This window comes from Streptosporangium sp. NPDC006013 (assembly GCF_040614275.1).
Lineage (GTDB): Bacteria > Actinomycetota > Actinomycetes > Streptosporangiales > Streptosporangiaceae > Streptosporangium.
The window spans coordinates 1-24,742 of record NZ_JBEXUE010000110.1 but is presented as its reverse complement, the minus strand read 5'-3'; the positions used below and the strand labels follow the sequence as shown (position 1 = coordinate 24,742).

Below are 24,742 nucleotides of genomic sequence, written 5' to 3'. Positions count from 1 at the left end.
GCAGCCCGGCACGCCGGGAGCCGGGCGCACCGCGCCTTGGCCAGGCCGACGCCTCGGCGACGGCGGGTCTGGCGGCCTGACAGGCCCTGGTGACCACCGCCCAGGTGACGTCCGCCAGCGGGTACTGATCCACGCCGCGGCCGGCGGCGTCGGATATCTGGCTGTCCAGATCGCCACGGCGCGCGACACCCAGGCGATCGGGACCACATGCGCCGACGAAGTGATCGGCTACACGGCGGCGGACTCCAGCAAGGCGATCCAGGACAGCGTGGACGTTGGCCCCGGACCCGCTGGGCGCCGATTACAGTCCCCGCTCACTCACCCTCCTGCCGCCAGGCGGGATCGACAGCAAGGCGAGCTGCCGCAGCCGCCGGTCGATGTCGCTGCAGCCGACCGTGATGCTCAGCGTGGCCAACCAGCGTGCTCAGCCACAGAGATAGCGGCGTCTTCCGGATCAGCACCCCGGCCCCGGACAAGAGCAAAGCCCCTGGTAGGGACAGGTCTGCCAAGATCATGTCCGAGAAACAGAGGCTTCGCGTGTCCACCGGTATCACCTATACAGCCGTGCTCGACTTCAGCCGCGAGACCGTCTTGTACCTCGCCCGGCTGCTGGAGGCCGAGCGGCGGTCGCGGGGAACCCGGCGCGCAACGCGGCGCCTGGGGGCGTTCCGGCAGGCCGTGCTCGTGCTGCGCTGGTTGCTGGACAACACCCGGATCGCGCAACTCGCCGCCGACAACGGCATCTCGGGCCGGACCTGCCACCGCTACGTCCTGGAAGGGATCGCCGTGCTCAAGGCCCATGCCCCGACGCTGGAGCAGGCCATCGAGCGCGCGAAAGCGGCCGGCCACACTCACGTGATGCTCGACGGCGCACTCATCGAGACCGACCGCTGCCGTGTACCCGGCCCCAGCGGCGGGGTGGACCTGTGGTGGTCCGGCAAGCACAAGCGGCACGGCGGCAACATCCAGGTCCTCTCCGCCCCGGACGGCTTCCCGCTGTGGACCTCCCCAGTCCGCCCCGGCCGCGAACACGACATGACCTGCGCCCGCGCGCACGGCCTGCTCACCGCCCTGGACGCCGCAGCGGCAGATGGCCTGGTCCTGATCGCCGACACCGGTTACGAGGGCGCACCGTCTTCCTTCCGCCTGCCCCACAAGAAGCCCACCGGCGGCGAACTCACCCCCACGCAGCAGCAGTTCAACAAGGTCATCGGCGCCATCCGCGCCCTGGCCGAGAAGGCCAACGCCGACCTGAAGACCCGCTTCAAGGCGCTGCGGCACGTCAGCCTGTCCCCGCAGCGCATCGGCGACATCACCGCAGCAGCCCTCGCGATCTTCCACTTCGAGAAGGGCCGCACCGCCTGATGATCACCCAGAGCGACGAACTGTCGCTGTCAACAGCTCAGTGAGCAGCAGGCGTCGCGCGTCGAGTACACGGTGGGCACGCCCGTCACGAACTCGGCCGATCCGGCCCCGAAAGCTCGTTTATGGCGCAGAGGCGGAATCTCAGGAGGCGTTCGTCCGGAAAGAGGAGCGGTAGGACTGCGGCGTGACGCCGACGACGCGCTTGAACCGCTCCCGGAACGCGGTGGCCGAGCCGAAACCGGCCTGCGCGGCGATGCGTTCGACGCCGTGGCCGGTGGTCTCCAGCAGGAACTGCGCACGCCGTACGCGTGCTCGCAGCAGCCACTGCAGCGGGGTGGTGCCCGTCTGCTCGCGGAAGCGGCGGCTGAAGGTCCTCTCGCTCATCCCGCTGCGCATGGACATCTCCGCCAACGTCACCTCCTGGGCGAGGTTGTCCTCGATCCACGACAGCACCGGCTCCAGCAGCGAACCCTGGGGAACCGGCGGCTGGGCGTGAATGATGAACTGCGCCTGCCCGCCCTCCCGTTCCAAGGGCATCACCGACAGCCGGGCCGAGTCCGCGGCGACCGCCGAACCGAAATCCCGCCGGATGATGTGCAGGCACAGATCCAGGCCGGCGGCGGCCCCGGCCGAGGTCAGGATCTGGCCGTTGTCAACGTACAGAACATCCGGTTGCACATCCACCCGCGGGAACATCTGGGCCAGCCGACGAGCCGCCACCCAGTGCGTGGTCGCGCTCAGTCCGTCCAGCAGCCCAGCCGCGGCAAGGGTGAACGCCCCCGCGCAGATGGAGGCGATCCGGGTGCCGGCGGCCGCGGCCGCACGCATGGCGTCGAGCACCTCTCGAGCGGGCGGTGCGGCCTGCTCGGAGCATCCCGGCACGACGATCGTGTCCGCCTCCCGCAGCGCCTCCAGGCCGTGCGGGGCGATGAGCGTGAAGGCGTCGCCGGCCACCTGCGGCGTCACGGCACAGACCAGGACCCGGTACGGCCGGCGCCCGTCCGCCAGCCGGGCACGTCCGAACACCTCGATCGGCGTCGCCATGTCGGCCGCCACCACATGATCCAGAGCCAGGACCGCCACCGTGTGCATGAGGACACCGTAAGCGAGAACCCGCCAACCACGAACAGCCAGGTGAAGCCCCTGACGCGGTCATCTTCACAGCTGGGGCCGGATGGCGAGAACCCGTTGGAAATTGTCGATTCAGCCCATGGGGAGCCGAGGACGGCCGGTCTAGCCTTGCGCTGCGAGATCCGCGCAGGCGAAGAAGGAGCAGCGCTGATGCATGCACAGGTCGTGCTGTATGACGGTTTCGCCCCTATGGCCGCCGCCCTGACCTGGCTGCCGGGGACCGGCGGACTGCCGGCCCTGCGGCGCCTCGACAAGGCTGCGGAGCGGACCAGGCAGGTCCGCGTCAACTGAAGCACCCCTACCTCAGAACGGATTGCCACACCCCATGTCCATCGTCATGCCGATCGTCATCGGGCTGATCTGCGTTTCCCTCATGTCCCTGATCCCCGAGCCGCATCGACGCCAGGTCAACGCCGTGTTGGTCGGCGGTGCGGGCGCCGCCTACCTCAGCGGGGGCGGACTCGGGTACTGGGAGTTCGTCCTGCCGGTCGTCATGACCTATGTCGCCTACCGAGGGCTCAAGAGCTGGACCTGGATCGGCGTCGGCTGGCTGCTCCACACCGCCTGGGACGTCCTGCACCACCTCAAGGGGAACCCCATCCTCCCCTTCGCCGAGCATTCCTCCTTCGGCTGCGCCATCTGCGACCCGGTTGTGGCGCTGTGGTGCTTCGCGGGCGGGCCGTCGATCTTCGACTGGGTACGTGCCCGCCTGCCCCGCAAGCCCGCGACGCCGATCGGCCCTGCCGGGGAGTAAACCGGCTCAGTTCCGGGTCCAGCCGAGATGCCGGCGATTCCGGCCAAGATCAAATCACAGCCCGACACCCCCGGCGGAAGGTTGGGCCCGGCCGAGGAGCCGGCCGGTGTCGGCAGTCGTCAACGTCCCTGCCGGGGCATGCACCCTTTGGCCGCAGGGGGTCGGCCAGGCGCCTGACCCACCGCGGCCGGCCGCGGTGGGTCAGGCTGGAAGGCTTCCCCCGCGAGCTATCACGACGCCTTCCGGCGCCTGTTTCGCGGCCGCGCCAAGGGCTTCCGGGCCGGTCAGCCGAGATCGGCGAGTTTACGCTCCAGCACCGCCCGCTCGCGCTCGTTGCCGCACAGCCGTACGGCGAGCTCCAGTTCGGTGCGCGCCTCGCCGGTGCGGCCCAGGCGGATGAGCAGTTCCCCGCGAACGCTCGGCAGCAGATGCGAGTTCGACAACGCCTCGGCGGCCACCAGCTCGTCCACGATCGGCAGCGCTGCAGCCGGTCCCTGGGCCATAGAGACCGCCACCGCCCGGTTGAGGTCGACCACCGGTGACGGCGCGAGCCGGCCAAGCGCCTCGTAGACGAGCACGATGCGCTCCCAGTTCGTCGCGTCGACCGACGGAGCGACGGCATGGCATTCGGCGATCGCCGCCTGCAAACCGTAGGCGCCCAGGCCCCGGCCGACCCGCTCCGCGCGGGCCAGGGCGGCTCGCCCCCGGCGGATCGCGGCGCGGTCCCAGCGGCGGCGGTCCTGGTGCTCCAGCAGCACCAGCTCGCCGTCCGGCCCGGTGCGGGAGGGGAAGCGCGCCGCGGTCAGCTCGAGCAGCGCCAGCAGGCCGTGGACCTCGGGCTCGTCCGGCACCAGACGGCTCAGCACCCGGGCGAGGCGCTGCGCCTCACTCGCGAGGTCGAGTCGGATCAGATCGTCACCGGAGCTGGCCGAGGACCCTTCGGTGAAGATCAGGTAGACCACGCTGAGCACCGAGCCGAGCCGCTCGGTCCGCTCCTCGGCCGACGGCACCTTAAACGGCACCCGGGCCGCCCCGAGGGTCTTCTTCGCCCGAGTGATCCGGGCCTGCACGGTGGCGGCCGGAACGAGAAACGCCTTGGCGATCTCGTCGCTCGTCAGACCGCCGACCACCCGCAGGGCGAGCGCTACCCTCGCCTCCCGCGACAGCACGGGGTGGCAGGAGATGAACATCAACGCGAGCACGTCGTCATCGATCTGGTCCGGATCCCACAGCACGTCCTCGGCGTCCCGGGCCGAATCGGCGGGTGCGCTCCCCGAGACGACATCACCCTCGCTCAGATTGTGGGCGAGGGCGGCGTACCTCTCGTCAAGAGCGGAGCGCCGGCGGAACGCGTCGATCGCGCGGCGCCGGCCGACGGTGAGCAACCACCCCGCGGGGTTGCGGGGTACGCCGTCGCGTGGCCAGGTCACGAGTGCCTCGGCCAGCGCCTCCTGGGCGAGGTCCTCGGCCAGCGCGAAGTCGCCGGTGTACCGCGCGAGCGCACCGACGATCCGTGCGGACTCGATCCGCCAGACGGCGGCAACGGCCTCACGGCCGGTGGGATCGGCCATCTCCTGTCGATCCGCTCAGGACTGACCGGTGGCTTCGCGCCACGCCCGCTCCTTCTGGATCCACTCGTTGTCCTGTGGGAACTCGTCGATCGTGGTGACCCGGCGGATCTCGGTCTTGAAGCCCGGGCCGGTGATCGGCGACCGCTTGGCCCACTCGACGGCCTCCTCCTTCGACGCCACATTGAGGATGTAGAACCCGCCGAACAGCTCCTTGGTCTCGCCGTACGGGCCGTCGGTGACCACGGGCGGCTCGGAGGAGTAGTCGACGACCACTCCCTCGGCGGCGTCGTCGAGTCCCTCTGCGGCGACCAGCACGCCGGCCCGGATCATCTCGTCGTTGTACTTGCCGATGGTCTCGAGCATCTTGTTGAAGTCGATGTCCGCCATCCCCGCGTAGGCCTCGTCGGTGGCGCGCATGACCAGCATGTACTTCATTGTTCTGTCTCCCTGGGTTGTCCGGGCCCCTCTCTCGGACCCTCTCACTTCTAGGTCGAACGGGAATGTCGTGGATCGACACAACCACCGATCTTCTTCCGACACTTGGATTCGAGGATTTCCCCGAACAGGCCGACGTCCTGCCCGCCTATGCCGCTCACCGCGATGAGCACCAGGCGGTCCGCTCCCCCTTTGCCGGTTGCCCGGCAATGCCATATCGATCCGCGCCTACTGGACCCCGGAACGCATGGCGCGAGCCAAGCCGAAGGACATCGTCCACGGTGCGGGGCGAAGGGGAATTCGATGGAGTTGTCGAGGTTCACCGCCTGCGCGGTGGTGTCTCGGTGAACAGCCGGTCTTGGGCAGCGGCCGCCTCGTGAGAGGTCAGGTCCATATTCTGGATGAATCCGTGCACCAGCCCGGCCTCCTGCCGGTGCACCACGCGCACACCTGCCTGGGCCAGCCGCCGGGCATAGGCGTCGCCTTCGTCGCGTAGTGCGTCGTGCTCGGCGGTCACGATGAGCGCGTCCGGCAGGCCGTACAGATCAGACACCAGCAGAGGGCTCGCCTGAGCGCGCATGGCGGGATCGGGCGTCCACTGTGTGACGGCCCAGGCGAGGAAGTCGGCGTCCAGCCCGTAACCGGCCCCCTTCTCTTCGACACTGGGCTGCGACAACGTCAGGTCCGTGTTGGGACAGATCAGGATCTGTACGGCGGGCAGCGGCTCTCCGGCATCCCGCAGCCGCAAGCAGGCCATGGTCGCCAGATAGCCGCCCGCGCTGTCGCCTGCCACCGCAACCGGTCCGGCCCAGCGCACCACCTCCGCCACGTCGTCGATGGCCTCGGGGTACGGATGCTCGGGTGCCAGCCGATAGTCCACGGCCAGGACCTCCACGTCGCAGGCGTCGGCGACGCGCCGGCAGGTCCGGTCATGTGTGTCCAGATCACCGATCACCCAGGCACCACCGTGCGCGAACACCACCAGCGGCCGTTCCTTGCCCGACGGCCGGTAGTGGCGCAACCGCAACCCGTTCGGTCCTTCGAGATCTTCCACATAGGTCAGTGCAGGGCCTTGGGGACGCGCGCCGGCCCGCCGGTGTATCCCGTCGCGCAGCTCAGACAGGTTGGGAACGGTCATGATGAGCGATCCAAGACGTGTCGCCTCGCGTTTCCTGAGCTTGTCAGTTACTCATCGGCGGTTTCAAGCTCTGGCCTGGTTCCAGGTCGTGCTGTTGAGGAAGTAGGTGTCGTAGAGCTCCTGAACCTCCAGCAGGCTTTCGGGCGGCACCTTCCCGTAGGCGATGCGCTCCAGATGGCGGAAGTATTCGAACCGTTCGACGCCGGGGGTGATGACGATGAGGATGTCGGCGTCCTGTCCCGGTGCGGCGGCGAAGGCGTGTGCGACACCGGGCGGCACGATGACCAGATCACCGCGCTGGGCGGTCACGACCTGCTCGCCGGACAGCAGTTGGGCGGTGCCGTCCAGCATGTAGAACAGCTCGGCCGAGTTGGAGTGGTGATGCGGCTTGGCGCCGTCGGCGCCGTCGGCCAGGGTCACCCGCTGGGTGGACAGCGCGCCGCCGGTGGAGCTGCTGTCGGCCAGTAGCCGGATGGTGGTCGGGGCCTGGCCGATCACTTCGGCCTCGGCGGAGCGGACGATCACGGACTCGTCGAAGTCCGGCTTGATCAGCGACATCTGTGTGACTCCTTGCCTGGGGCGAGCGTTTCCGTTCGAAGACAGTTTCTGATCTTCAGAGAGCGAAGAGCAAGGCGGCGTTGATGAGCACCACCACGGCGGTGGCGAAGTGGATACCGAAGGCGGCGGCCTTGGTACCGCCGTGGCGCAGGACGATGACGGTGTCACCGAGCGGGAGGAGGGCGACGACCAGCATGTACCAGGCCTCGGCGTGAGCACCGGCGAAGGCGAGCAGGGCTAGGCCGAGGATGCCGTAGCCGGCGTCGCGCAGTCCCTTGATGGTCAGGTAGGCGGCGTCGCCGTCGTGCTTGGCGGGGACGCCGTAGCCGGCGGCTGCGGCCCGGGGCGCCAGGAGGAACCGGACACCGATGAAGATGACGAAGAGGTTGAGTACGACGGCCAGGCCGTAGGCGAGGGGGGCAAGCATGATCTTCTCCGACTTCTATCAACGCTAGGAACACGATCGACGCTAGCATAGCGTTGATAGGAGTGCTAGTGGTGCTAGAATCGCCTCATGTCGATTCAAACGCGCCGGGAGCGTGAGCGGGCAGAGCGGGAGCGGTTGATCATCGCAGCGGCCCGGGAACTGGTCGAGGCCGAGGGCTGGGAGGCGGTGACGACCCGTCGCCTCGCCGAACGGGTCGAGTACAGCCAGCCGGTGCTCTACAGCCACTTCAAGGGCAAGGACGCCATCATGGCGGCGGTCGCGGTGGAAGGCTTCGCCGACCTGGCCATCGAGCTGCGCGCGGCCCGCACGTCGGCGACCGACCCTCGCCGGGCCCTCGCCGACGTCGGCGCCGCGTACGCCGCGTTCGCCGAGCAGCGACCCGCGTTGTACGACGCGATGTTCACGCATGCCGTCGACCTGCCGTTCGCCAGCCCCGAAGCACCGGCCGCCCTGCACGCGGCCTTCGACGAGCTACGCGAGGCCATCCGACCACTGGCCGGGGAGGACGACCTGGGTCTGCTCACCGAGACCCTCTGGGGAGGCCTGCACGGACTGATGACGCTCATGCGTGGCGGCAGGCTCCGGCATGAGGGCCACGAGCGGCGGCTGGCGCTGCTGCTCGGCCGCTTCTCGCACTGACCCGCTGATCACAATCGTCCTCCCACGTCTCGACGGCGGACTCCCGAACCTGACCGCGGCGGCGGGACCCGGCGCGGGCGCCTTTGGCCTTCATCCGTGCCCGGCGACCGGCCAGGCCCGGATGGGGTCACTACATGTGCTCGGCCGTCTGAGGTTCTTCCGCGCCCTGGCGCGTGCCCGAGGGTGAGGGCAGCCGCAGCCGCTTGAGGGCGAGGGCGTTGACGGCGACGATGACGCTGGAACCGGACATGGACAGCGCGGCGATCTCGGGGCGCAGCATCAGGCCGAAGGCGGGCTCGAACACGCCCGCGGCGATGGGCAGGGCGATCGCGTTGTAGCCGATCGCCCACCCGAGGTTCTGCCGCATCTTACGCAGCGTGCCCCGGCCGATGAGCAGCGCGGCGGGCACGTCGAGGGGGTCGGAGCGCATGAGCACGACGTCGGCGGTCTCGATGGCGACGTCGGTGCCGGCACCGATGGCGATACCCAGGTCGGCCTGGGCCAGCGCGGGGGCGTCGTTGACACCGTCACCGACCATGGCGACCTTACGGCCACCGGCCTGTAGCTCGGTCACCTTGGCCGCCTTGTCGCCGGGCAGCACCTCGGCGATCACGGTGTCGATCCCCAGTTGCCGTGCGATTCGCTCGGCGGTGGCGGTGTTGTCGCCGGTGAGCATGACCACCTCGACGCCGAGCTCGTGCAGGGCGGCCACCGCCGCCGCCGAAGTTTCCCTGGGGGCGTCGGCGATGCCGATCACCGCGGCGGCCGTGCCGTCGACCGCGATCATGACCGCGGTACGGCCGCCGGCGGCCACCTGCTCCCGGTGAGCCGCCAGCTTGCCGAGATCCACGCCCTCGCGCTCCAGCAGGCGCCGGTTACCCACCGCCACCCGGTGCCCGGCCACCTCGGCGACGGCACCGTGCCCGGGCACGTTCTCGAACCGCCCGGCCCGCAACGCCTCCAGGCCGCGCGCGTCGGCGTGGCCGACGATCGCCTCGGCCAGCGGGTGCTCGGACTCCCGCTCCACCGCGGCCACCAACCGCAGCAGCTCGTCGGCGGCGATTCCCTCGGTGATGACGTCGGTGACCTCTGGCTCGCCCTTGGTCAGGGTGCCGGTCTTGTCCATCACCACCACCTGGATGCGGGCGGAGGTCTCCAGCGCGATCGCGTTCTTGAACAGCACGCCCCGCTTGGCGCCGAGTCCCGTACCCACCATGATCGCCGTAGGGGTGGCCAGGCCGAGCGCGTCGGGGCAGGTGATGACCACGACGGTGATGGCGAACAGGATCGCCACACCGAACGGCCGGCCGGCCAGCAGGAACCAGGCGGCGAACGTCAGCGCACCGCCGATCAGCGCCATCAGCACCAGCCAGAAGGCCGCCCGGTCGGCCAGCCGTTGCCCAGGAGCCTTGGAGTTCTGGGCCTGCTGCACCAGTTTGACGATCTGCGCCAGGGCGGTGTCCGCGCCCACCCTGGTGGCGCGCACCCGCAGCGTGCCGTTGCGGTTGATGGTCGCGCCGATGACCGTGGAGCCCGGTTGCTTGTGCACCGGCAGGCTCTCGCCGGTGACCATGGACTCGTCCACCTCGCTCTCGCCGTCCTCGACCACCCCGTCGACCGGAATCTTCGCCCCGGGACGGACCAGCAGCAGGTCGCCTTCGAGAACCTCGGCGGTGGGCACCTCGACCGGTTCGCCGTCGCGGACGACGACCGCCTTGGGCGGGGCCAGGTCGAGCAGGGCGCGGACGGCGTCGTTGGCACCGCCGCGGGCGCGCATCTCGAACCAGTGCCCCAGCAGCACGAAGGCGGCCAGCACGGTGGCGGCCTCGTAGAACACCTCACCACCGCCGGTGAGGGTCACGATCACCGAGTACAGCCAGCCCGCGCCGACCGCCACCGCGACCAGCACCATCATGTCCAGGGTGCCGGCGCGCAGCGCCCGCACCGCCCCGGCGAAGAAGATCCAGCACGAGTAGAAGATCACCGGCAGGCTGAGCAGCAGCGCCCACACGTCCTGGCGCAGCCCGAACGGGACCGGCAGGTTCAGGCCGAGCACTTCGGTGCCGATCGGCGACCACACCACGATCGGAATGGAGAACAGCAGCGCCACCAGGAACCGGTTGCGCATGTCGGCCACCATCGCGGCCATCGACATCCCGCCGTGACCCATCATCTCGTGCGGAGCGGCCACGCTCTCAAACCCGCCATGATCCACGTGCCCGGCGGCCCCGGCCCGCGCTGTGTCGTCCACACGGGTGTCGCGACCGGGTGCGTGCTGTTTCGCTGTGGTGGTGCCGTGGGAGGTGGGAGGGTGATCTTTGTGGTCGAAGGGTGGCGGGTCCGGCTCGGTCATCGGATCACAGATGTGAGAGGGCACTGACTGACCGGCGCAGTGGTAGCCGCATTCGATCACCCAGGTGCGCAGCTCGGCCAGACAGGTGCGGGTCGGGTCGAACACCACGGTCGCCGTCTGGGCGACCGGGTTGACCTCCACCTCCAGCACTCCCGGACGGCGGCCGAGCCGGGCCGCGACGACGTTCTGCTCCGTGGCCCACCGCAGTCCGCTGACATCGAGGACCGCAGTGCTGCGCTCCTTGCCGGCGCCGTGCCGGGTGTCCATGTGATCTGTCATGGGCCTTTCTCCTTCATCTCGGAGGGCGCCGAGATCGAACCCCTCCTATCGCCAATCGTGAATTCCCCCGCGAAACGCGATCCCGGATGAGGGGCACCGTCGGCATCCAGGCCCGACGAGCGGCAGGCTCGGCTCACGGCGGCGTTTCCGGGCCGCACATCACGTCGTTCTCCTTGACAACACCATGCCCGGATCCGAGAGATCTCCAATCGGAGGGAATCGCCCACTGGTTCCACTGCCGGAGTCCCGGTCAGGCTTCCCCGAGGGTACGTCGGCGTTGCCCGGGGTACATGGCGACGCGCACGGCGAAGCCGGACGTCGGTGTCGGATCCCGTCATGGGCATGTGGGGCATGCCCATGCCTCTCCGTTGTTCGCCCCCCGTAAGGGCGTCCTGCCGCACGCCTACGCCGGATCACCCTACTATCATAGATAGTAGAATGCCCGGAAAGGCCAGCCAGACCGTGACTGCGAGGGGAAGACGATGGGCGGCTCAGCTCACCGGTTCGCGTTGCGGGTGTCGCACCGGCTTCTTCTGATCGCTCTGGTTTTGGGCGTCGCCGGGATGCACACGCTGGGGCATCTGGACCATCAGCAGGGACACGACGGTACGCCTGCCGCCTTCGAGCATGCCTCTACCGCTGAGCACGGAGTGCCGGAGGCGCGCTCCATGCTCCTTCCCGCTCTGATGCCCCAGGCCGGGCAACTGATCTCAAGGCTTGACGACACTCCCCCCACCCCTGATCCGAGCTCCGTCTGCCTGGCCGTACTCACCTCCTTCCTCCTTCTCCTCATCGGTATGGCGTCCATGTGGACGCGGCGAATCTCGCAGGCCCGAATGGCCGATGCCTCGCCGATGCCGCTCGTCGCCCGCCCGCCACCGCGCAGGACGGCCCTACGCCTGGCGTGTCTCTCGGTTTTGCGGCTATAGGCCGATCTCCACCGCGGACGGCATCGAAAATCCGGCCGCCGACGATCGACACGCAGATACGACCGACCGAAAAGAGACCATGGAAATGTTCGCCGACCACTCCGCCCTTCGCAGGCTCGCACTGACCGCCACAGCGGGAGCCGGCGCCCTCGCGCTGCTCACCGCCTGCGGAGGCGGGAACGACGCGATGACCGGCCACACCGGCACGACCAGCAGTGCTCACACTCCCGCCGCCACCACGAGCCAGAAGTCGGGAGCCTCCTTCAACGACGTTGACGTCACCTTCGCACAGATGATGATCCCGCATCACGAGCAGGCCGTGGAGATGGCCAAGCTGGCCGAGACGCGCGCCTCCGACCCGGAGGTGAAGGAATTGGCGGCGAAGATCGAGGCCGCGCAGGGACCGGAGATCGCCACCATGACCGACTGGTTGTCCCTCTGGAAGGCTTCCGCCCCGGAGGAGGGTCACGGCGGGCATGTCATGCCCGGCATGATGACCGAGGAGGACATGGTCAAGCTCCAGAAGGCAAAGGGCGCCCGGTTCGACCGGATGTTCGCGGAACTCATGATCGCCCATCACAAGGGGGCGATCACGATGGCCAAGACCGAGCAGAGCGACGGGGCCGATCCCAAGGCCAAGGAACTCGCCAGAACCATCGAGAGCGCCCAGCAGGCTGAGATCGAGCAGATGCAGGAGCTTCTCGACCGGCTGTAAGCCACAGAGCGGTCGGCGATGTCCGGATGTGCTCTACAAGGACATCGCCGACTTTCGGTGTCGTGGTTCATCCGCCCTGGTCAGAGTCGGCCTGAGGTGAGCGCCCGGCCTGATCGCCGTTTGGTGCCGTCGCCGCCGCTGTCGGCGTGGCCGGGGCAGATCAGGTCCGGGATCGACGAGAACCTTGAGGCGCGGGGCGGCGCGGGTCCCCTACCGCCGTGGACAGGCACCTGACCGTGCAGGCCCTTCGGCAGCGTGAACCGGAGCGCGCCACCCGACCCCGTGTTCAGGGGAGGCAACTCGCGGGTGTGTCGCTCAGCGGGGAGACGCGGCGATCTGTACGCGCTGGCTGTCGTTGTCGGAGAGGAACGACGCCAGCGCCCGCCCCTGCTCGGCTACGGTGGTGCGGTCGGCTCGGGAGAAGCGGCGCAGCGGGGTGACGATCACGGTGCCGACCTTGACGCTCCAGGTCGCGGCGACCAGGCCGTCGACCAGGACAACGCGAGCGCCGGCCACCGACAGGCCGCGGTGGGCGTTGTCGATGATCCGGCTGCGGTCGTGGTAACCGAGGAGCGCGTTGTCGAACGCCGGCAGGAATCGCACCGGGGCGGGTGTGTCGGGGTCGGGGCGCGGCGCGTCGGGGAGGTCCAGCAGCTCCCGGCCCCGCTCGTCGCGGAAGGTGACCAGCTCCTCGCGTATCGCGGCCACCGCGGCCGGCAGTCCGGCGAGGCCGCACCAGGCGCGCAGGTCGGCCGCGGCGGCGGGGCCGAACGCGGCTAGATAGCGCCGTACCAGCGCTTCGCCGACCGGATCGGAGCCCTTCGGGGTCGGCGGGTCGATCTCGCGCCCCAGCCAGGAGGAGAGCAGGACGTTGCGCACTCCCGCCCTCGTACGCCACACCCCGCGCGGCGGCAGCTGCGCCACCGGGACGAGGGCGGCGATCAGCATTTCGCCCAGCGCCCGTGGTCCCGGCGCCGGCCAGCGCTCAGCCAGCGCCCGCGCGAGCTCGGTCATCGAACGGGGCTCGTCGTCGGCCATCACCGCCCGGCCTGCCGCCGCGAGCTCGTCGAGGTCCACCCCGGCGAGCTCGCGGCGGTAGTTCCCGAGTACCCGTTGGCGCAGCATGATGTCGTGGCGGGCCCGCCAGGCCAGGGCGTCGTCGGCGGCGAGGAGGTGGACGGTGCGGCGCATGAGGTGGGTCCGCACCACGCTCCGCCGGATCAGCAGATCCGAGAGCACCGCCGGGTCGAACGCGCGCAGCCGCGCCCAGAGCCCGACGAACGGTTCCTGCGGTTCCTGCGCCTGCAGGCCGCACAGGTGCGCGACGGCGTCGAGGACCGGCACGTCTGCGTGATCGAGCAGCAACTGTCGGGCGAGCGTCGCGCGGTTGAGCGCCCGGGTGTCGAGAACGGTCATCGGCTCATGCCGCAGCGCGCTCGTCGGTCAGGTGCCGGGGTACCCGGTTCATCCGCGCGTTCCGCGCCTCGGGCCGACCTTTGCGGTAGCGGCCGGTGAGCAGGTCGCCCCGCTCGGCGTCGAGGGTTGAGGGGGGCGTGGTGGTGGCGGTCACGGCGTTCGGGTCCTTCGGGTTGTTGTCGTTGACTGGCACGCGACAACAGTCGCAGGCGAAGCGGCCAGGGAGTGTCCGCTTCTCCGGGCAATATGGGAATCATGCCGAAGACTTCAGCGCGACTACTGTCGTTGCTCTCGCTGCTCCAGACGCGCCGGGACTGGCCGGGGGCGCTGCCGGCCGAGCGGCTGGACATCAGCCCGCGCACCGTGCGCCGTGATGTCGACCGCCTGCGCGAGCTCGGCTATCCCATAGTGGCCTTCAAGGGGCTCGACTCTGAGGCGGTGCGGCCGGAGTGGGGTGCAGTATGCCCGCCGTCACCGACGTTTTGTCATTCGCTGCTGCTATAGATTGCGCCACCATCACCCGCCAGATCCACCTCTGACAGGAACTATCGGCATGCACCTCTCCCCCCTCGCGCAGCGCCTGCTCAATCTGATCAACGGGACCGCGAATGACCCCACATACTGGCCTGACGTCTCCCAGCTGAGCACCGGGCTGGGCGCGTCGGTCCGGGCCGGTGATGGCAGTTCGATATCGGCACGGTACGTGGTCGACGGGCAGCGGCTGGCCGTGGCGGCCCGCGAGCTGGTCGGATTCCTGATGCCGGACGGAAAACGACCATACGAACCCTTCTCCGTGCTGGTGGCGGCGGGGCTGGCGGGCATGGGCGCCGAAGTGGGCGCCCGGCTCACCGAGGAGCGCGGGCCAATCGCGGCCGCCGAGATGGAAGTGCTACTCGGCTGGGACGTGGAGCGGCGGGCGCTGCTCGCCGAGGCGATGCGGGAACGGTCAGACCATGCCGCCCCGCTGCCCGGCGTGATCGAATGGCTCAGCGGCCAACCCGGCTACCTGGACTTCGCCCGGACGGCTCTGGAGGCGGCCGAGGCCCGCGTCGCGGCGATCCACGCCGGCGAGATTCCCTACCGGGCGGAGAAGGCGTTCGAGGACGGAGAGAAGGAGATCCTCGGCCGGGCCGTACGACTGGCGCTCTTCCGGGACGAGCCCTGGCTGCCCGAGTTGCTGAACAGGCTGCTGCGCGGGATCGCGGTGGCGCCCACCCAGGCCAAGACCCTGCCCTCCCAGGGACTGCTGTTCGAGATCGCCCGCGCGGTGCAGGACCACCCGACGCCCGAGGCGATCTCCGCGCTGCGCGCCGCCCGCCAGGCCACCCGGCATGCCGGGGTGCCCAAGCAACTGGACCGCATGTTCAAGCGCATCGAGGCCGCCCTGGCCAACCGGCTGGAGGTGGCGTTCCGGATACCCGACGGGCGGGTGCGGCAGGCTGTCGGCGAGCACACGGCGGTGATCTCAACCGACGGCAAGGTCGAGCTGTCGTGGTGGCACGGGGACAGGAAGCTGAAGGCGGTCCCGGCGGCGGTCAAACGGGAGCACCCCGAGGAGGTCAAGCGGCTGCGCGAGCTGGCCAAGCAGACCGCGCAGCAGCAGGCCACCCTGAGCAGGGCGCTGGAAGCCGGATGCGCCGGTGAGGCGGCTCCGCCGTATCGGCAGTTGGAGGGTCACCCGGTCACCGATCGGCTGATCTGGGAGTTCGAGGTCTCGCCCGGTGTGTGGCGCAGCGAGCTGGGGTTGACCGTGCCGGACGTGCCGGTGCGGCTGTGGCATCCGGCCCGCGCGTCCGTGGAGGAGGTGCGCGCCTGGCGGGAGGTGGTGCAGGGCAAGGAGCTGCGCCAGCCGTACAAGCAGGCCTTCCGCGAGGTCTACCTGCTCACCCCCGCCGAAGAGGAGACGCGCGACCACTCGCGCCGGTTCTCCAGCCACCTGCTCCGGTACGGCCAGGCCAAGGCACTGCTCACCGATCGCGGCTGGACCGGCATGTCGCTGGGCCACTGGGACCCGGCCGGAGGGTCCGACGAGTGCGCCGCCGCCAAAAAGCTGCCCGGCGGCCTGACCGCCACCTGGGACTTCCACCTGGACGAGCACTCCTACGAACGCGACGGCTACGGCACCACCGCCTCCATCTGCGTCAGCGGCGACATCCGTTTCCTCGCCGGCATCTCGCCGGTCCCGCTGGCCGAGGTTCCTCCGCTCATCCTGTCGGAGGCACTGCGAGACGCCGACCTGGCCGTCGGCGTCACCTCCACCGGCCTGGACCCCAACGGCCACGGGGACTACTGGCAGTCCTACAGCTTCGGCGACCTGGCCGAGAGCGCCCAGGTCCGGCGCGACGCGCTGTCCCGATTGATCGGGCGTACGACTATCGCGGACCGGTGCGTCATGACCGACCGCTTCCTGGTGGTTCGAGGCGATCTACGCACCTACAAGATCCACCTGGGGTCGGCGAACATCCTGATGGAACCCAACGACGCCTACCTGTGCATCGTCTCCGCACGCGACCCCCACCCCGGACTGTTCCTTCCATTCGAGGAGGACGGCCGGTTGGCGCTCATCCTCAGCAAGGCTTTCCTGCTGGCGAACGACACCGCCATCACCGACCCCTCGATCACCCGCCAGCTCCGGGCTTGATCCACATCGGACCAGGACGCGTCCTGGTCCGATGTCACCGGCGGGCCACGCCGAGAATGAGATAGGACAACGGCGTGCGAACGCCGGGAAACAGGAAGCGTTCCAGCCGCTCAAGGGTGAATCCGGACCGCTCGATCACCGCCGCGGTGTCGCGGCCGGTGTGGCAGCCCCCGAACAGGCCGGGCCATATCGTCGCGTCCAGCAGACGCTGGACGCGAATCATGCCGGGCGAGTCGGCCCGGACGTGCTCCAGGAAACGCAGCTGCCCTCCGGGCTTGAGCACCCGGCGCACCTCCCGCAACGCCGAGCCCTGGTCGGGAAGCGAGCACAACACCAGCGACATGACCGCGGCGTCGAAGCTCGCGTCCTCGCCCGGCAGCCGGTCGGCGAGGCCGTCGACGACGTCGATCGGAACGAGTGCCTTGCCGGCATTGGCCCGTGCGAGCCGGCGCAGACACGGCTCCGGTTCGACCGCAAGCACCCGGGTGACGGCCGGCGGGTAATGAGCAAAGGTCAGCCCGTTGCCGGCGCCCACCTCGATCACCTTTCCCGAGAGCCCGGCCAGCAGCGCCTCGCGACGCTCGGCCAGGCCTGCGCGTTCCACCACCTGGCTGACGCGGGCATAGAGCCGCGCGAAGATCGGATGGCTTATGCCGGTCTTCGTCATCATCTCCTCCCGCTCTCATCATCACCTGCCGGCTCACCGGCGGCTCTGCCGGCCCCCCGAGCTGGAGCGATCGAGCCACGGCCCGCGGGAGACCTCAGCCCGAGGCGGGACGGTAGATCACGGAGAACCGGCGTCCCCCGTCTGTCGACTCCACGACGGTTGCGTCCTCCATGGCCGCGAGGAGACGCTGCCGGTCGACAGCCGCGAAGGCGGCGACCTGGCCTGGCAGCCGGCCCGCCACCTGCCAGGTCCTGCCGGAGTCCCTGCTGGTGTGCACCTGGCCGTCGGTCCCGGCTCCGACGAGATCGTCTTTGCCGACAGAGTCCACGTGGGACATGAGCGGGGAATCGGCGAGCGCGGTGAAGTTCACGCCGCCGTCATCGCTGACCCGGAGCCCGTTCGGTGTGGTCGCGTACACGCGATTCGGCTTCTCGTGATGAGCGGCCAGATCGATCACCTCTGCTCTCGCTCCCGGCACCCAGCTCTTGCCTTGATCACCGCTGCGCCGTATCTGCCCCTTCTGGCTGTCGTAGGCGTAGAGGGTGGCGCCCGCCGGTTGAATGGCGTGGAAGTCAGCGGTGCCCGCCTCCGACACCGAAGTCCAGGTGGCACCGGCGTCCGTCGTGCGGATCAGCCCCAGGTGCGGGGAGACCCCGGATGAGGCATCGGCCTCCCCCGGGTGTCCGCTGGCCAGGAAGGTCCTGGGCCCGACGACGGTGAAACCCATGTGGTCCTGGATCCGATCGGCCATACGCCGAACCGTGTTCGTGGACCGGATCTGAAACAGGCCGTAATGCCCCGCGACGTAGACCGTGCCATCCGCCGGATCAACACCGAGACCGTGAACGTGCCCGATTCCGGGATCGGCCGAATCGGCGGCGCCCGCTGAGGGCTCCTCGGTGCACGCCGTGCCGGCAAGAGCCAGGAGGGCCAGGGCGACGCCCGTACGCAGGCAAGGACGCCGGTTGATGGAGACCATGACAGCACCCTACCGCCACCTACTATCTACCATCGTAGTTAGTAGGTGGCTAGAACAGCGAGACGCCGTGGCAGTGATGGGCCAGGAACGAGCCCACCCCGGGAATCGCCGCCACGGCCGCGGGGCCGATGAGAAGGAGGGCGACCGCGGCCAGGCCCGCGACGCGTTCCCGGGCTCCGAGCGGAGCCGCCGGGCTGAGCATGCGCCGAACACGGGTGAGGGCCGTCTCGCCACCCGCGCCCAGCGCGAACGCCGGTGCCCGCCCCGTGGCGAGCCGGACCAGCGCGGCGGCGATGTGGATACGCGGATGGCGGCGGGCCGCGACGTCGTCGGCGAGAAGCTCGATCAGCCGTGCGATCTCGCTCCGGGCCCGGGCGAACAACGGCAGATAGGGGAGGGCGCGACAGAAGGCCTCGGCGGCGGCCAAGACGAGATGATGGCGCCCTCGCAGGTGCGCCTGCTCATGAGCGAGGACAGCGGCGACCTGCTCGGGAGCCAGGGACCGCAGGGCCGCGGTCGTGATGACCGCTCTGCCGTCGCGGCCGGGCAGGCAGTAGGCGGCGGCCTCGTCGTGATCGAGCACGACCGCGTCCAGCGCGCCGTCGTGGCGGCCGAGGAGGTTCAGCATCTCGGCGTGCCGTCGCCGTTCCCGTCGTGCCCTGACCAGGATGGCCGCTCCGCAGTAGGCGATCCTGCCCGCGATCAGCCCGGCGCCGAGCAAGGCGGCGCGAGTGCCCGGGGCGGCAAGGAACGCGCCGTCGGAGAGCATGTCCGCGCACGCCTCGAAGAACTCGGCCAGGCCATGGCCGATCACACTGGCCGGGATCGCGACAGCGAGCATCGAGAAGATCGCAGAGGCGGCCACGGAGGCGCAGCCGGCCAGCCAGACGGAGATCGCCAGACGAGGTGCGCGATCAGCCCATTCGCCCCGGCCCAGCAGGCGGGGCAGCACGACCACCGCGACCACCGCGTACAGGGCCAGGACGGCCGCGGCCATCATGTGCGCCCCCCGGGGGGATACACCTTCAGGGCGGCCTCCAGCGCGGTCGCCTCCTCGGGGGTCAGCCGCTCCAGGAAGTGCACCAGCGTGGCCGCCTGGTTTCCGCTGGAGGCGAGACTGCTGCGCATCAACTCGGCGGTGTAGGCCTCCTTGCTGGCCACCGTCTCGTAGACATACGCCCGGCCGATCGGCTTCCTGCGGAGCAGGCCTTTCTTGTGCAGCTTGTCCATCACCGTCATGACGGTCGTGTAGGCGATGTCCCGCTCACGACGAAGATCTTCGAGCACGTCCCTGACCGACGCCGGCCGGTGATACGACCACAGGCGCTCCATGACCGTGGACTCCAGGTCTCCCAGACCACGCATCAGGTGAGACTCCCATCTACCAGCGGATCACTCAATGCTACCGGCCGTCGTAGATGTCCGGCCGTGCATCACTTCCACCGTCGGCCCGCGAATCGCCGGGATCGCGATCCGGGTGAGCCCGAACCCCGGGGCCTTCTGGCGAAAAAGACATCGCCCGTACACCTTCCGGGGTGCAGGGCTTGACCTCGAGGTAGCGTGGCGACGGTGGGTGACTCATCGCGGCCGGAGCCGATCGAGTCGCCGCCGCTGATCGCCGCTCAGCCGCAGGTTCGCCGCGGCGACGTTCTCCCGCAGGTGGTCGATGGTGGCGGTGCCCGGAATCGGCAGCACGACCGGTGAGCGGTGGAGCAGCCACGCCAGCGCGACCTGCGCCGCGGTGGCGCCGAGTTCGGCCGCCACGGCGGCGATCTCGGCCGTCGCCGCCGATACCGCGGGGTGGACGGGCCGCCAGGGCAGGAAGGCGATCCCCGCCGCGGCACAGGCCTCGAGCACGGCCTCGTGCTCGCGATCGAGCATGCTGTAACGGTTCTGCACGCTCGCGACGTCGATGATCTGCCGCGCCTCCTCAAGCTCGGCGACGGTGACCTCGGACAGTCCGATGAGGCCGATCTTGCCCTCGGTCTGGAGCTCGCGCAGCGCCCCCAGTTGGTCGGCGAGCGGCACCTCCGGATCGATGCGATGCAACTGGAGCAGTTCGAGCCGTTCGACGCGAAGCCGGCGCAGGCCCTGCTCGACCTGATCCCGCAGGAAGTCCGGCCGTCCGCAGATCGCCGCATCGTGCGGGGGGTTCGGCGGCGCGATCCCGACCTTCGTCGCGATGAGCAGGTCGTCCGGATAGGGGTGCAGCGCCTCGGCGAGGAGTTCCTCGTTGGCGCCCCACCCGTACAGGTGCGCGGTGTCGATCAGTGTGACGCCCAGGTCGACGGCTCGTCGGGCCACAGCGATGGCTGCTTCCCGAGCCGGTCCGGGTCCGGTCGGCAGTTGCATGGCCCCGAAGCCGAGCCGCCGTACGTCGATCGCGCCCCCGATGCGGAAGGTGCTCGATGTCATGTGTCGGTTTCGCCTCTCACTCAAAGTTGATCAAGATAACAGTGCCGGTGATCGTCATATTCGGCGGAGGGTCGCCAGACGAAGGCCTGCTGACACCGGCAAGCGATTACACGGAGCCACTTTCCGCTTCATGGCACCCACCCCGAGTGCCGAGCCCACCGGGAGGACAGACCGGCCCCGGCAGGCGGCCTTCTGCGGTCAGCCGTTGACGACGCGGAGCGTGCCAGGGTGGCGGCCGGCCAGGCGATCGAGCGCGGCCGACGACGCCTCGTCCGCCGGAAGGTAGGCGATCAGGCGCTGGTCGTCGGCGAGTTCGAGTGCCTCGTACGCGAGGCGCAGTTCCCCGGCCTGCGGATGCGCCCAGCGCTGGACACCTGCCCGCTCGGGGACGCCCGGCGTCGTGAGCCGCTCGGCGAAGGGTCTGCCGGCCGTGACGGTGAGCTCGTCGGTGAGGGCCGCCACGTGCGGGTCGGCAAGACCGGCCGCGTACTTGAGGGTGGCGACCTGCTGGGTCGCGACGGCGTCCCAGTTGGGGTAGATGTCGCGGGCGCGCGGATCGGTGAACACGAATCGTACGAAACTGGGCTCGGCCGCGTCCAGGAGGCCGGTGGGCCGGGCCAGGCGCTCGAAGCCTGTGGTGTACGCGAGCACCTGTGTCATCCGGTTGATCAGCACCGCCGGGGCGGGTTCCAGCTTGTCCAGCAGCGCCCGCACCGTCGGCCGTACGGACACGACCGGCGGCTGCGCCGAAGGGCAGACGAACACGCTGCCGCCTTCGGTCGCCTTCGCCAAGAGCCTGAGGTGGAAACGTTCGTCGGTGGACATCCGCAGGGCGTCGGCGAGCGCGCCGAGCACCTGCGGGGACGGATGCCGGTCGCGGCCCTGCTCCAGCCGTGCGAGGTACTCCACGCTGACTCCCGCGAGCGTGGCCAGCTCGGCGCGGCGCAGCCCGGGGGTCCGCCGCCGGAACCCGGCGGGGAGCCCTACATCGGCGGGACTGATGGCCTCCCGGCGGCTCCGCAGGAACGCGCCCAGCTCGTTGTCGCTCACATCCGCAACCTACCGACCCCCGGCGCGCTCATCGTCGCCCTGTCAGGGCCAGCCTCAGCCCGGCAAGGTCGCGCTGGTCGCCGGGGGGTACACGAGGCGCCGGACGAGGCATCGCGATCGAGTTGGGAGCGGCGGGGGCGACGGCCGTGTCGCTGACGCCCGGCTGGATGCGTTCGGAGATCATGCTGGATCTGTTCGGCGTCACCGGGGCCACCTGGCAGGATGCGCTACAGCAGTCTTCCGGCTCCGCTGCGGCCGTCCGGGCGTCCCTCGCCCGGTCAGACGCCTTCCGCGAGGAGGCGAAGGCTTTCGCGGGCCCAGTCGACGCGGGCCTGGGCGACGGCGATCTGGCCTGTGAAGACGTGCGCCTTCAGCCCGGCGATGCGGTCGTGCTCGGCCGGCGGGCGGTTCTTCAGCCGCTCCTTGAGCAGGTCGGTGTCCTTGGCCAGCAGCGCTTCCCGGTGCGCGCGCCACTCCGTGATCAGCTGCTCCTGCTCGGCGATGTACGCCTTGAGCACGGGCGCGGCCCGATCCGCGTCGATCATGTCGAAGAAGAGTGCCTGCAGGAAGAACGAGTCGCGCACCGGAGCCAGGGCGTGGCCGGTGCCCAGCCAGGTCCTCAGCTCCTCAAGCCCGCGCTCGGTGATCGAGTACACCGTCCGCTTCAGCCGCGTGCCCCGGATCTCCTTCTGACCTTCGATGAGCCCGGCCTGCTCCATCTGGCGGAGCGTCGGATAGATCTGGCTCTGCGGCGCGGACCACACCCAGCGCGGGGCGGCATCGAAGAAGCGGGTCAGTTCGTACCCATTCATCGGGCGCGCCTCCAGGACGCCGAGCAGTGCGTGCTGAAGCGACATGCCCTCAGCATAGGGGCGTCCCACTTGCCCTAGAACATGTACGAATATACATGTATTGTCCTGCCTGTTTTTGTAGATGCGCATGGGCAGAGAGGTACTGGTGTGAACACAGGGCTGGCGGACGCCGGGCGGGCGCTGGCAGCGGCCGGGCTGGTCACCGCGTTCGGGCACGTGTCGTTGCGGGTCGGGGATGATCGGCTGCTGATGACCCCGCCGGTGCCGCTCGGGACGCTCGGGCCTGACACGCAGCACGCCGAGGTCCCGCTGGATGCCACCGACCTGCCCGACGGCACGCCGCGCGAGGCGTGGATCCACCTGGAGATCTTCCGGGCGCGGCCCGGCGTGCGGGCGATCTGCCGGGCACAGCCGCCCACTGCCACGGCTCTGGCCTCGGCGGGGGTGCCGATCCTGCCGCTGCACGGGCAGGGGGCGTTCCTCGGGCCTGAGGTGCCCGTGTTCGACGACGCGACGCTGGTGCGCGACCGCACGCGCGGGCGGGCGCTGGCCGAGCGCCTGGGTGAGGCGCCTGCCCTGATCATGCGGGGCAACGGCGCCGTGACCGTCGGCGAAAGCGTCGGCCAGGCCGTCGCCCTCATGTGGGTGCTGGAGGCCTCCGCCCGCATGAACGCCACCGCCACCGCCTCCGGCACCCCCACCCCCCTCACGCCCGCCGAGCAGGAGGCGTGGCGGGCCGTGCGATCCGAGTTGTCCAACCGCATCTGGTCCTATCTCCGGGAGTTGTCATGATCGAGCTCGACGACATCGCCTACGTCCGGTCCGGCGCCGCCGACCTGGACGCCGCCATACGGTTCGCCGTGGACATCGTCGGCCTGGAGCTCACCGCCCAAGAGGACGGCGTCGCCTACCTGCGCGCCGACCAGCGCCACCACTGCCTTGCCCTGGTCGAGGGGGAGTCCGGGGTCATCAGCTCCGGGTTCACCGTCCGGGACGAGGACGCGCTCGCCGCCGCCGAGACCGAGTTGGAGAAGGCCGGCGTCACCGTCGTACGGGGCGACGCCAAGGAGGCCAACTCACGCCGGGTCCGGGACTTCCTGTCGTTCGACGACCCGTTCGGCAACCGCATCGACCTGGTGATCGACCAGGTGGCGCTAACCGCACCGGTCCGCTACGGACGCGAGGCCGGCATCACCGAGTTCGGGCACCTGTGCCTGGACGCCCCGGACGTGCGCGAGGCGTACCGCTTCTGGTCCGGCCTGTTCAACGCCCGCGTGTCGGACTGGATCGGCGACTGGGCCTGTCTCATGCGCATCGACCAGGTCCACCACAAGCTGGCCGTGTTCCAGGGCAGCCAGCCGGGGCTGTGTCACATCAACTTCCAGGTCGACTCGCTCGACGCGTTGATGCGCAACTGTCACTTCCTGGAGGCCAACGGGGTCGAGATCGAGATGGGCCCCGGCCGCCATCCGCAGTCGACGGCGGTGTTCGTCTACTTCAAGGGGCCGGAGGGGATCACGTACGAGTATTCCTGGGGCGTGCGGCTCATCACCGACGAGGACGCCTGGCGGCCCCGTTACTTCGACCCGGCCGAGCCGGGCTCGATCGACATGTGGCAGGGCCCCACGCGCCGCGTCCACAGCCAACCTCAGATCCGCCGCCCTCTCGGCCAGAGCTGAGTCCTCTCCCCTACTCCCCCGCGCCTCATCCGGCCGAAACGACGGCCACCGGAAAGTGGATCGATCGCATGAGTGAATGGACCATAGAACGCACCGCCGAGGTGCTGCTGGAGGCCGGGCGGAACCGCGCCGACCAGGGCCCCATCACCGAAGAACGGCCGGGGCCGGACCTGGCCACCGCCTACCGGACGCAGCACGCGCCGCTGACGAGCGAGATGACCGGCGCGGTGCCGCGCCGGCCCGGCTCGTCGGTGCCCCTGCGCTTCAGCGGCCTCGGCTTCGTGTCCGTGGCGGGGGTGTGACATGCCGCTGGTCGAGGTGACCTTGACCGAGGGCCGCGAACCCGGCGCGATCCGGGCGCTCATCCACGAGGTGCACGCCGCCGTCGAGCGCTCGCTCGGCGCCCCTGCTCAGAGCATCCGGGTGATCGTACGCGAGGTGCCCCGCACCCACTGGGCGGCCGGAGACCAGACGCTCGCCGAACGCGACGAGATCAACAAAGGTGATTGACATGGAATTCTTCGGACACGTGATCGACGGTGCTGAAGTGAAGTCCTCCGGCGGCGAGACGTTCACCAGCGTCGACCCCTACACTCGCGAGCCGTGGGCAGAGGTCGCGCTCGGCGGCGCGGCCGAGGTGGAGCGGGCCGTGGCGCCGTACTGCGCGGTGGCGGCGGCCCAGGCCTCCGCGCCCAGGTCGTCGTCTACCATGGCACCCCGCTCGGCTATGACTACGACCGCCTTACCCATGCCGCCAGGGCCGTCCTC

The 24,742-nt window shown here is 69.8% G+C and carries 26 protein-coding genes and 2 pseudogenes; 12 read left to right on the top strand and 16 right to left on the bottom strand.

What is annotated here, in order from left to right; translation table 11 throughout:
- Positions 1–513 precede the first annotated feature (513 nt).
- Positions 514–1,365, top strand: coding sequence for a transposase family protein (locus ABZ260_RS18940; RefSeq protein WP_355618991.1), 852 nt, complete (start codon positions 514–516; stop codon positions 1,363–1,365).
- 141 nt (positions 1,366–1,506) lie between these two features.
- Here the strand turns inward: ABZ260_RS18940 and ABZ260_RS18935 are convergent, their stop codons facing one another.
- On the bottom strand, positions 1,507–2,457 hold the full coding sequence (locus ABZ260_RS18935; RefSeq protein WP_355618988.1) for a helix-turn-helix domain-containing protein: 951 nt from the start codon (positions 2,455–2,457) through the stop codon (positions 1,507–1,509).
- A gap of 189 nt (positions 2,458–2,646) precedes the next feature.
- Between ABZ260_RS18935 and ABZ260_RS18930 the strand changes: the two genes are divergently transcribed.
- Entirely contained in the window at positions 2,647–2,787 is a 141-nt protein-coding gene (locus tag ABZ260_RS18930; protein ID WP_355618986.1) for a hypothetical protein, read from the top strand.
- A 34-nt stretch (positions 2,788–2,821) separates the two neighbouring features.
- Positions 2,822–3,250: a DUF6010 family protein gene (locus ABZ260_RS18925; RefSeq protein WP_355618983.1), complete on the top strand. Its 429-nt coding sequence runs from the start codon at positions 2,822–2,824 to the stop codon at positions 3,248–3,250.
- Positions 3,251–3,534: 284 nt separating this feature from the next.
- On the opposite strand, the gene ABZ260_RS18920 is transcribed toward ABZ260_RS18925, so the two are convergent.
- The 5 genes from ABZ260_RS18920 to ABZ260_RS18900 form a co-directional block, all read right to left on the bottom strand.
- Positions 3,535–4,821 carry a sigma-70 family RNA polymerase sigma factor gene (locus ABZ260_RS18920; RefSeq protein WP_355618981.1) on the bottom strand — a complete coding sequence of 429 codons (1,287 nt, stop codon included), beginning with the start codon at positions 4,819–4,821 and terminating at the stop codon, positions 3,535–3,537.
- Positions 4,822–4,836: 15 nt separating this feature from the next.
- Positions 4,837–5,256, bottom strand: a complete 420-nt coding sequence (locus ABZ260_RS18915; protein ID WP_355618978.1) for a YciI family protein — start codon at positions 5,254–5,256, stop codon at positions 4,837–4,839.
- 319 nt (positions 5,257–5,575) lie between these two features.
- On the bottom strand, positions 5,576–6,394 hold the full coding sequence (locus ABZ260_RS18910; RefSeq protein ID WP_355618975.1) for an alpha/beta hydrolase: 819 nt from the start codon (positions 6,392–6,394) through the stop codon (positions 5,576–5,578).
- Positions 6,395–6,457: 63 nt separating this feature from the next.
- The gene (locus tag ABZ260_RS18905; RefSeq protein WP_355618972.1) at positions 6,458–6,952 is read right to left on the bottom strand and encodes a cupin domain-containing protein; all 495 of its coding nucleotides are present in this window, start codon (positions 6,950–6,952) and stop codon (positions 6,458–6,460) included.
- A 55-nt stretch (positions 6,953–7,007) separates the two neighbouring features.
- Complete coding sequence (locus tag ABZ260_RS18900) at positions 7,008–7,379, bottom strand: DUF4267 domain-containing protein (protein WP_350926889.1); 372 nt, start codon at positions 7,377–7,379, stop codon at positions 7,008–7,010.
- 87 nt (positions 7,380–7,466) lie between these two features.
- On the opposite strand from ABZ260_RS18900, the gene ABZ260_RS18895 reads away from it, so the two are divergent.
- Complete coding sequence (locus tag ABZ260_RS18895; protein ID WP_355618969.1) at positions 7,467–8,039, top strand: TetR/AcrR family transcriptional regulator; 573 nt, start codon at positions 7,467–7,469, stop codon at positions 8,037–8,039.
- A 130-nt stretch (positions 8,040–8,169) separates the two neighbouring features.
- Here the strand turns inward: ABZ260_RS18895 and ABZ260_RS18890 are convergent, their stop codons facing one another.
- Positions 8,170–10,671 (bottom strand): heavy metal translocating P-type ATPase, encoded by a 2,502-nt coding sequence (locus tag ABZ260_RS18890; protein WP_355618966.1) that lies wholly within the window; start codon positions 10,669–10,671, stop codon positions 8,170–8,172.
- A gap of 1,008 nt (positions 10,672–11,679) precedes the next feature.
- Between ABZ260_RS18890 and ABZ260_RS18885 the strand changes: the two genes are divergently transcribed.
- On the top strand, positions 11,680–12,315 hold the full coding sequence (locus ABZ260_RS18885) for a DUF305 domain-containing protein (RefSeq protein ID WP_355618963.1): 636 nt from the start codon (positions 11,680–11,682) through the stop codon (positions 12,313–12,315).
- 315 nt (positions 12,316–12,630) lie between these two features.
- On the opposite strand, the gene ABZ260_RS18880 is transcribed toward ABZ260_RS18885, so the two are convergent.
- Together ABZ260_RS18880 and ABZ260_RS18875 are read right to left on the bottom strand one after the other, a co-directional pair.
- Positions 12,631–13,731 carry a winged helix DNA-binding domain-containing protein gene (locus tag ABZ260_RS18880; RefSeq protein ID WP_355618961.1) on the bottom strand — a complete coding sequence of 367 codons (1,101 nt, stop codon included), beginning with the start codon at positions 13,729–13,731 and terminating at the stop codon, positions 12,631–12,633.
- Between the two features lie 4 nt (positions 13,732–13,735).
- On the bottom strand, positions 13,736–13,924 hold the full coding sequence (locus ABZ260_RS18875; RefSeq protein WP_355618958.1) for a hypothetical protein: 189 nt from the start codon (positions 13,922–13,924) through the stop codon (positions 13,736–13,738).
- A gap of 62 nt (positions 13,925–13,986) precedes the next feature.
- Here ABZ260_RS18875 and ABZ260_RS18870 point away from each other — a divergent pair.
- Positions 13,987–14,145: pseudogene (locus ABZ260_RS18870) on the top strand (helix-turn-helix domain-containing protein); the annotation flags it as partial.
- A gap of 139 nt (positions 14,146–14,284) precedes the next feature.
- Positions 14,285–16,372, top strand: coding sequence for a DUF4132 domain-containing protein (locus ABZ260_RS18865; protein ID WP_355618955.1), 2,088 nt, complete (start codon positions 14,285–14,287; stop codon positions 16,370–16,372).
- A 34-nt stretch (positions 16,373–16,406) separates the two neighbouring features.
- On the opposite strand, the gene ABZ260_RS18860 is transcribed toward ABZ260_RS18865, so the two are convergent.
- The 7 genes from ABZ260_RS18860 to ABZ260_RS18830 form a co-directional block, all read right to left on the bottom strand.
- Positions 16,407–17,042, bottom strand: coding sequence for a methyltransferase domain-containing protein (locus tag ABZ260_RS18860; RefSeq protein ID WP_355618952.1), 636 nt, complete (start codon positions 17,040–17,042; stop codon positions 16,407–16,409).
- Positions 17,043–17,133: 91 nt separating this feature from the next.
- Positions 17,134–18,018, bottom strand: coding sequence for a F510_1955 family glycosylhydrolase (locus ABZ260_RS18855; RefSeq protein WP_355618949.1), 885 nt, complete (start codon positions 18,016–18,018; stop codon positions 17,134–17,136).
- Positions 18,019–18,067: 49 nt separating this feature from the next.
- Positions 18,068–19,018 carry a M56 family metallopeptidase gene (locus ABZ260_RS18850; protein WP_355618946.1) on the bottom strand — a complete coding sequence of 317 codons (951 nt, stop codon included), beginning with the start codon at positions 19,016–19,018 and terminating at the stop codon, positions 18,068–18,070.
- Positions 19,015–19,383 (bottom strand): BlaI/MecI/CopY family transcriptional regulator, encoded by a 369-nt coding sequence (locus ABZ260_RS18845; protein WP_355618943.1) that lies wholly within the window; start codon positions 19,381–19,383, stop codon positions 19,015–19,017. Before ABZ260_RS18845 ends, ABZ260_RS18850 begins: the two co-directional genes overlap by 4 nt.
- Positions 19,384–19,596: 213 nt before the next feature.
- Positions 19,597–20,433 carry an aldo/keto reductase gene (locus tag ABZ260_RS18840; RefSeq protein WP_355618940.1) on the bottom strand — a complete coding sequence of 279 codons (837 nt, stop codon included), beginning with the start codon at positions 20,431–20,433 and terminating at the stop codon, positions 19,597–19,599.
- 198 nt (positions 20,434–20,631) lie between these two features.
- Positions 20,632–21,483, bottom strand: a complete 852-nt coding sequence (locus ABZ260_RS18835; protein WP_355618937.1) for a helix-turn-helix transcriptional regulator — start codon at positions 21,481–21,483, stop codon at positions 20,632–20,634.
- 278 nt (positions 21,484–21,761) lie between these two features.
- Positions 21,762–22,340, bottom strand: coding sequence for a PadR family transcriptional regulator (locus tag ABZ260_RS18830; protein WP_355618934.1), 579 nt, complete (start codon positions 22,338–22,340; stop codon positions 21,762–21,764).
- Between the two features lie 102 nt (positions 22,341–22,442).
- On the opposite strand from ABZ260_RS18830, the gene ABZ260_RS18825 reads away from it, so the two are divergent.
- From ABZ260_RS18825 to ABZ260_RS18805, 5 genes and pseudogenes are all read left to right on the top strand, one after another.
- Positions 22,443–23,087 carry a class II aldolase/adducin family protein gene (locus tag ABZ260_RS18825; protein WP_355556072.1) on the top strand — a complete coding sequence of 215 codons (645 nt, stop codon included), beginning with the start codon at positions 22,443–22,445 and terminating at the stop codon, positions 23,085–23,087.
- Positions 23,084–23,974, top strand: a complete 891-nt coding sequence (locus ABZ260_RS18820; protein WP_355556069.1) for a VOC family protein — start codon at positions 23,084–23,086, stop codon at positions 23,972–23,974. The genes ABZ260_RS18825 and ABZ260_RS18820 overlap by 4 nt, the downstream gene beginning before the upstream one ends.
- 68 nt (positions 23,975–24,042) lie before the next feature.
- The gene (locus tag ABZ260_RS18815) at positions 24,043–24,276 is read left to right on the top strand and encodes a hypothetical protein (protein WP_355618931.1); all 234 of its coding nucleotides are present in this window, start codon (positions 24,043–24,045) and stop codon (positions 24,274–24,276) included.
- Between the two features lies 1 nt (position 24,277).
- A complete protein-coding gene (locus tag ABZ260_RS18810; protein WP_343969653.1) occupies positions 24,278–24,484 on the top strand; it encodes a tautomerase family protein in 207 nt (68 codons plus the stop codon).
- 1 nt (position 24,485) lies between these two features.
- A pseudogene (locus tag ABZ260_RS18805) lies at positions 24,486–24,742 on the top strand (hypothetical protein); the annotation flags it as partial.

What these genes read in the sequence shown, in the direction of transcription:
- ABZ260_RS18885 (WP_355618963.1), top strand. Translation starts at nt 11,680, where the DNA reads ATGGAAATGTTCGCCGACCACTCCGCCCTTCGCAGGCTCGCACTGACC.
- ABZ260_RS18910 (WP_355618975.1), bottom strand. Translation starts at nt 6,394, where the DNA reads ATGACCGTTCCCAACCTGTCTGAGCTGCGCGACGGGATACACCGGCGG.
- ABZ260_RS18855 (WP_355618949.1), bottom strand. Translation starts at nt 18,018, where the DNA reads ATGGTCTCCATCAACCGGCGTCCTTGCCTGCGTACGGGCGTCGCCCTG.
- ABZ260_RS18820 (WP_355556069.1), top strand. Translation starts at nt 23,084, where the DNA reads ATGATCGAGCTCGACGACATCGCCTACGTCCGGTCCGGCGCCGCCGAC.
- ABZ260_RS18940 (WP_355618991.1), top strand. Translation starts at nt 514, where the DNA reads ATGTCCGAGAAACAGAGGCTTCGCGTGTCCACCGGTATCACCTATACA.
- ABZ260_RS18815 (WP_355618931.1), top strand. Translation starts at nt 24,043, where the DNA reads ATGAGTGAATGGACCATAGAACGCACCGCCGAGGTGCTGCTGGAGGCC.
- ABZ260_RS18900 (WP_350926889.1), bottom strand. Translation starts at nt 7,379, where the DNA reads ATGCTTGCCCCCCTCGCCTACGGCCTGGCCGTCGTACTCAACCTCTTC.
- ABZ260_RS18850 (WP_355618946.1), bottom strand. Translation starts at nt 19,018, where the DNA reads ATGATGGCCGCGGCCGTCCTGGCCCTGTACGCGGTGGTCGCGGTGGTC.
- ABZ260_RS18905 (WP_355618972.1), bottom strand. Translation starts at nt 6,952, where the DNA reads ATGTCGCTGATCAAGCCGGACTTCGACGAGTCCGTGATCGTCCGCTCC.
- ABZ260_RS18920 (WP_355618981.1), bottom strand. Translation starts at nt 4,821, where the DNA reads ATGGCCGATCCCACCGGCCGTGAGGCCGTTGCCGCCGTCTGGCGGATC.
- ABZ260_RS18890 (WP_355618966.1), bottom strand. Translation starts at nt 10,671, where the DNA reads ATGACAGATCACATGGACACCCGGCACGGCGCCGGCAAGGAGCGCAGC.
- ABZ260_RS18930 (WP_355618986.1), top strand. Translation starts at nt 2,647, where the DNA reads ATGCATGCACAGGTCGTGCTGTATGACGGTTTCGCCCCTATGGCCGCC.
- ABZ260_RS18915 (WP_355618978.1), bottom strand. Translation starts at nt 5,256, where the DNA reads ATGAAGTACATGCTGGTCATGCGCGCCACCGACGAGGCCTACGCGGGG.
- ABZ260_RS18840 (WP_355618940.1), bottom strand. Translation starts at nt 20,433, where the DNA reads ATGACATCGAGCACCTTCCGCATCGGGGGCGCGATCGACGTACGGCGG.
- ABZ260_RS18845 (WP_355618943.1), bottom strand. Translation starts at nt 19,383, where the DNA reads ATGCGTGGTCTGGGAGACCTGGAGTCCACGGTCATGGAGCGCCTGTGG.
- ABZ260_RS18865 (WP_355618955.1), top strand. Translation starts at nt 14,285, where the DNA reads ATGCACCTCTCCCCCCTCGCGCAGCGCCTGCTCAATCTGATCAACGGG.
- ABZ260_RS18810 (WP_343969653.1), top strand. Translation starts at nt 24,278, where the DNA reads ATGCCGCTGGTCGAGGTGACCTTGACCGAGGGCCGCGAACCCGGCGCG.
- ABZ260_RS18830 (WP_355618934.1), bottom strand. Translation starts at nt 22,340, where the DNA reads ATGTCGCTTCAGCACGCACTGCTCGGCGTCCTGGAGGCGCGCCCGATG.
- ABZ260_RS18860 (WP_355618952.1), bottom strand. Translation starts at nt 17,042, where the DNA reads ATGATGACGAAGACCGGCATAAGCCATCCGATCTTCGCGCGGCTCTAT.
- ABZ260_RS18925 (WP_355618983.1), top strand. Translation starts at nt 2,822, where the DNA reads ATGTCCATCGTCATGCCGATCGTCATCGGGCTGATCTGCGTTTCCCTC.
- ABZ260_RS18935 (WP_355618988.1), bottom strand. Translation starts at nt 2,457, where the DNA reads ATGCACACGGTGGCGGTCCTGGCTCTGGATCATGTGGTGGCGGCCGAC.
- ABZ260_RS18895 (WP_355618969.1), top strand. Translation starts at nt 7,467, where the DNA reads ATGTCGATTCAAACGCGCCGGGAGCGTGAGCGGGCAGAGCGGGAGCGG.
- ABZ260_RS18880 (WP_355618961.1), bottom strand. Translation starts at nt 13,731, where the DNA reads ATGACCGTTCTCGACACCCGGGCGCTCAACCGCGCGACGCTCGCCCGA.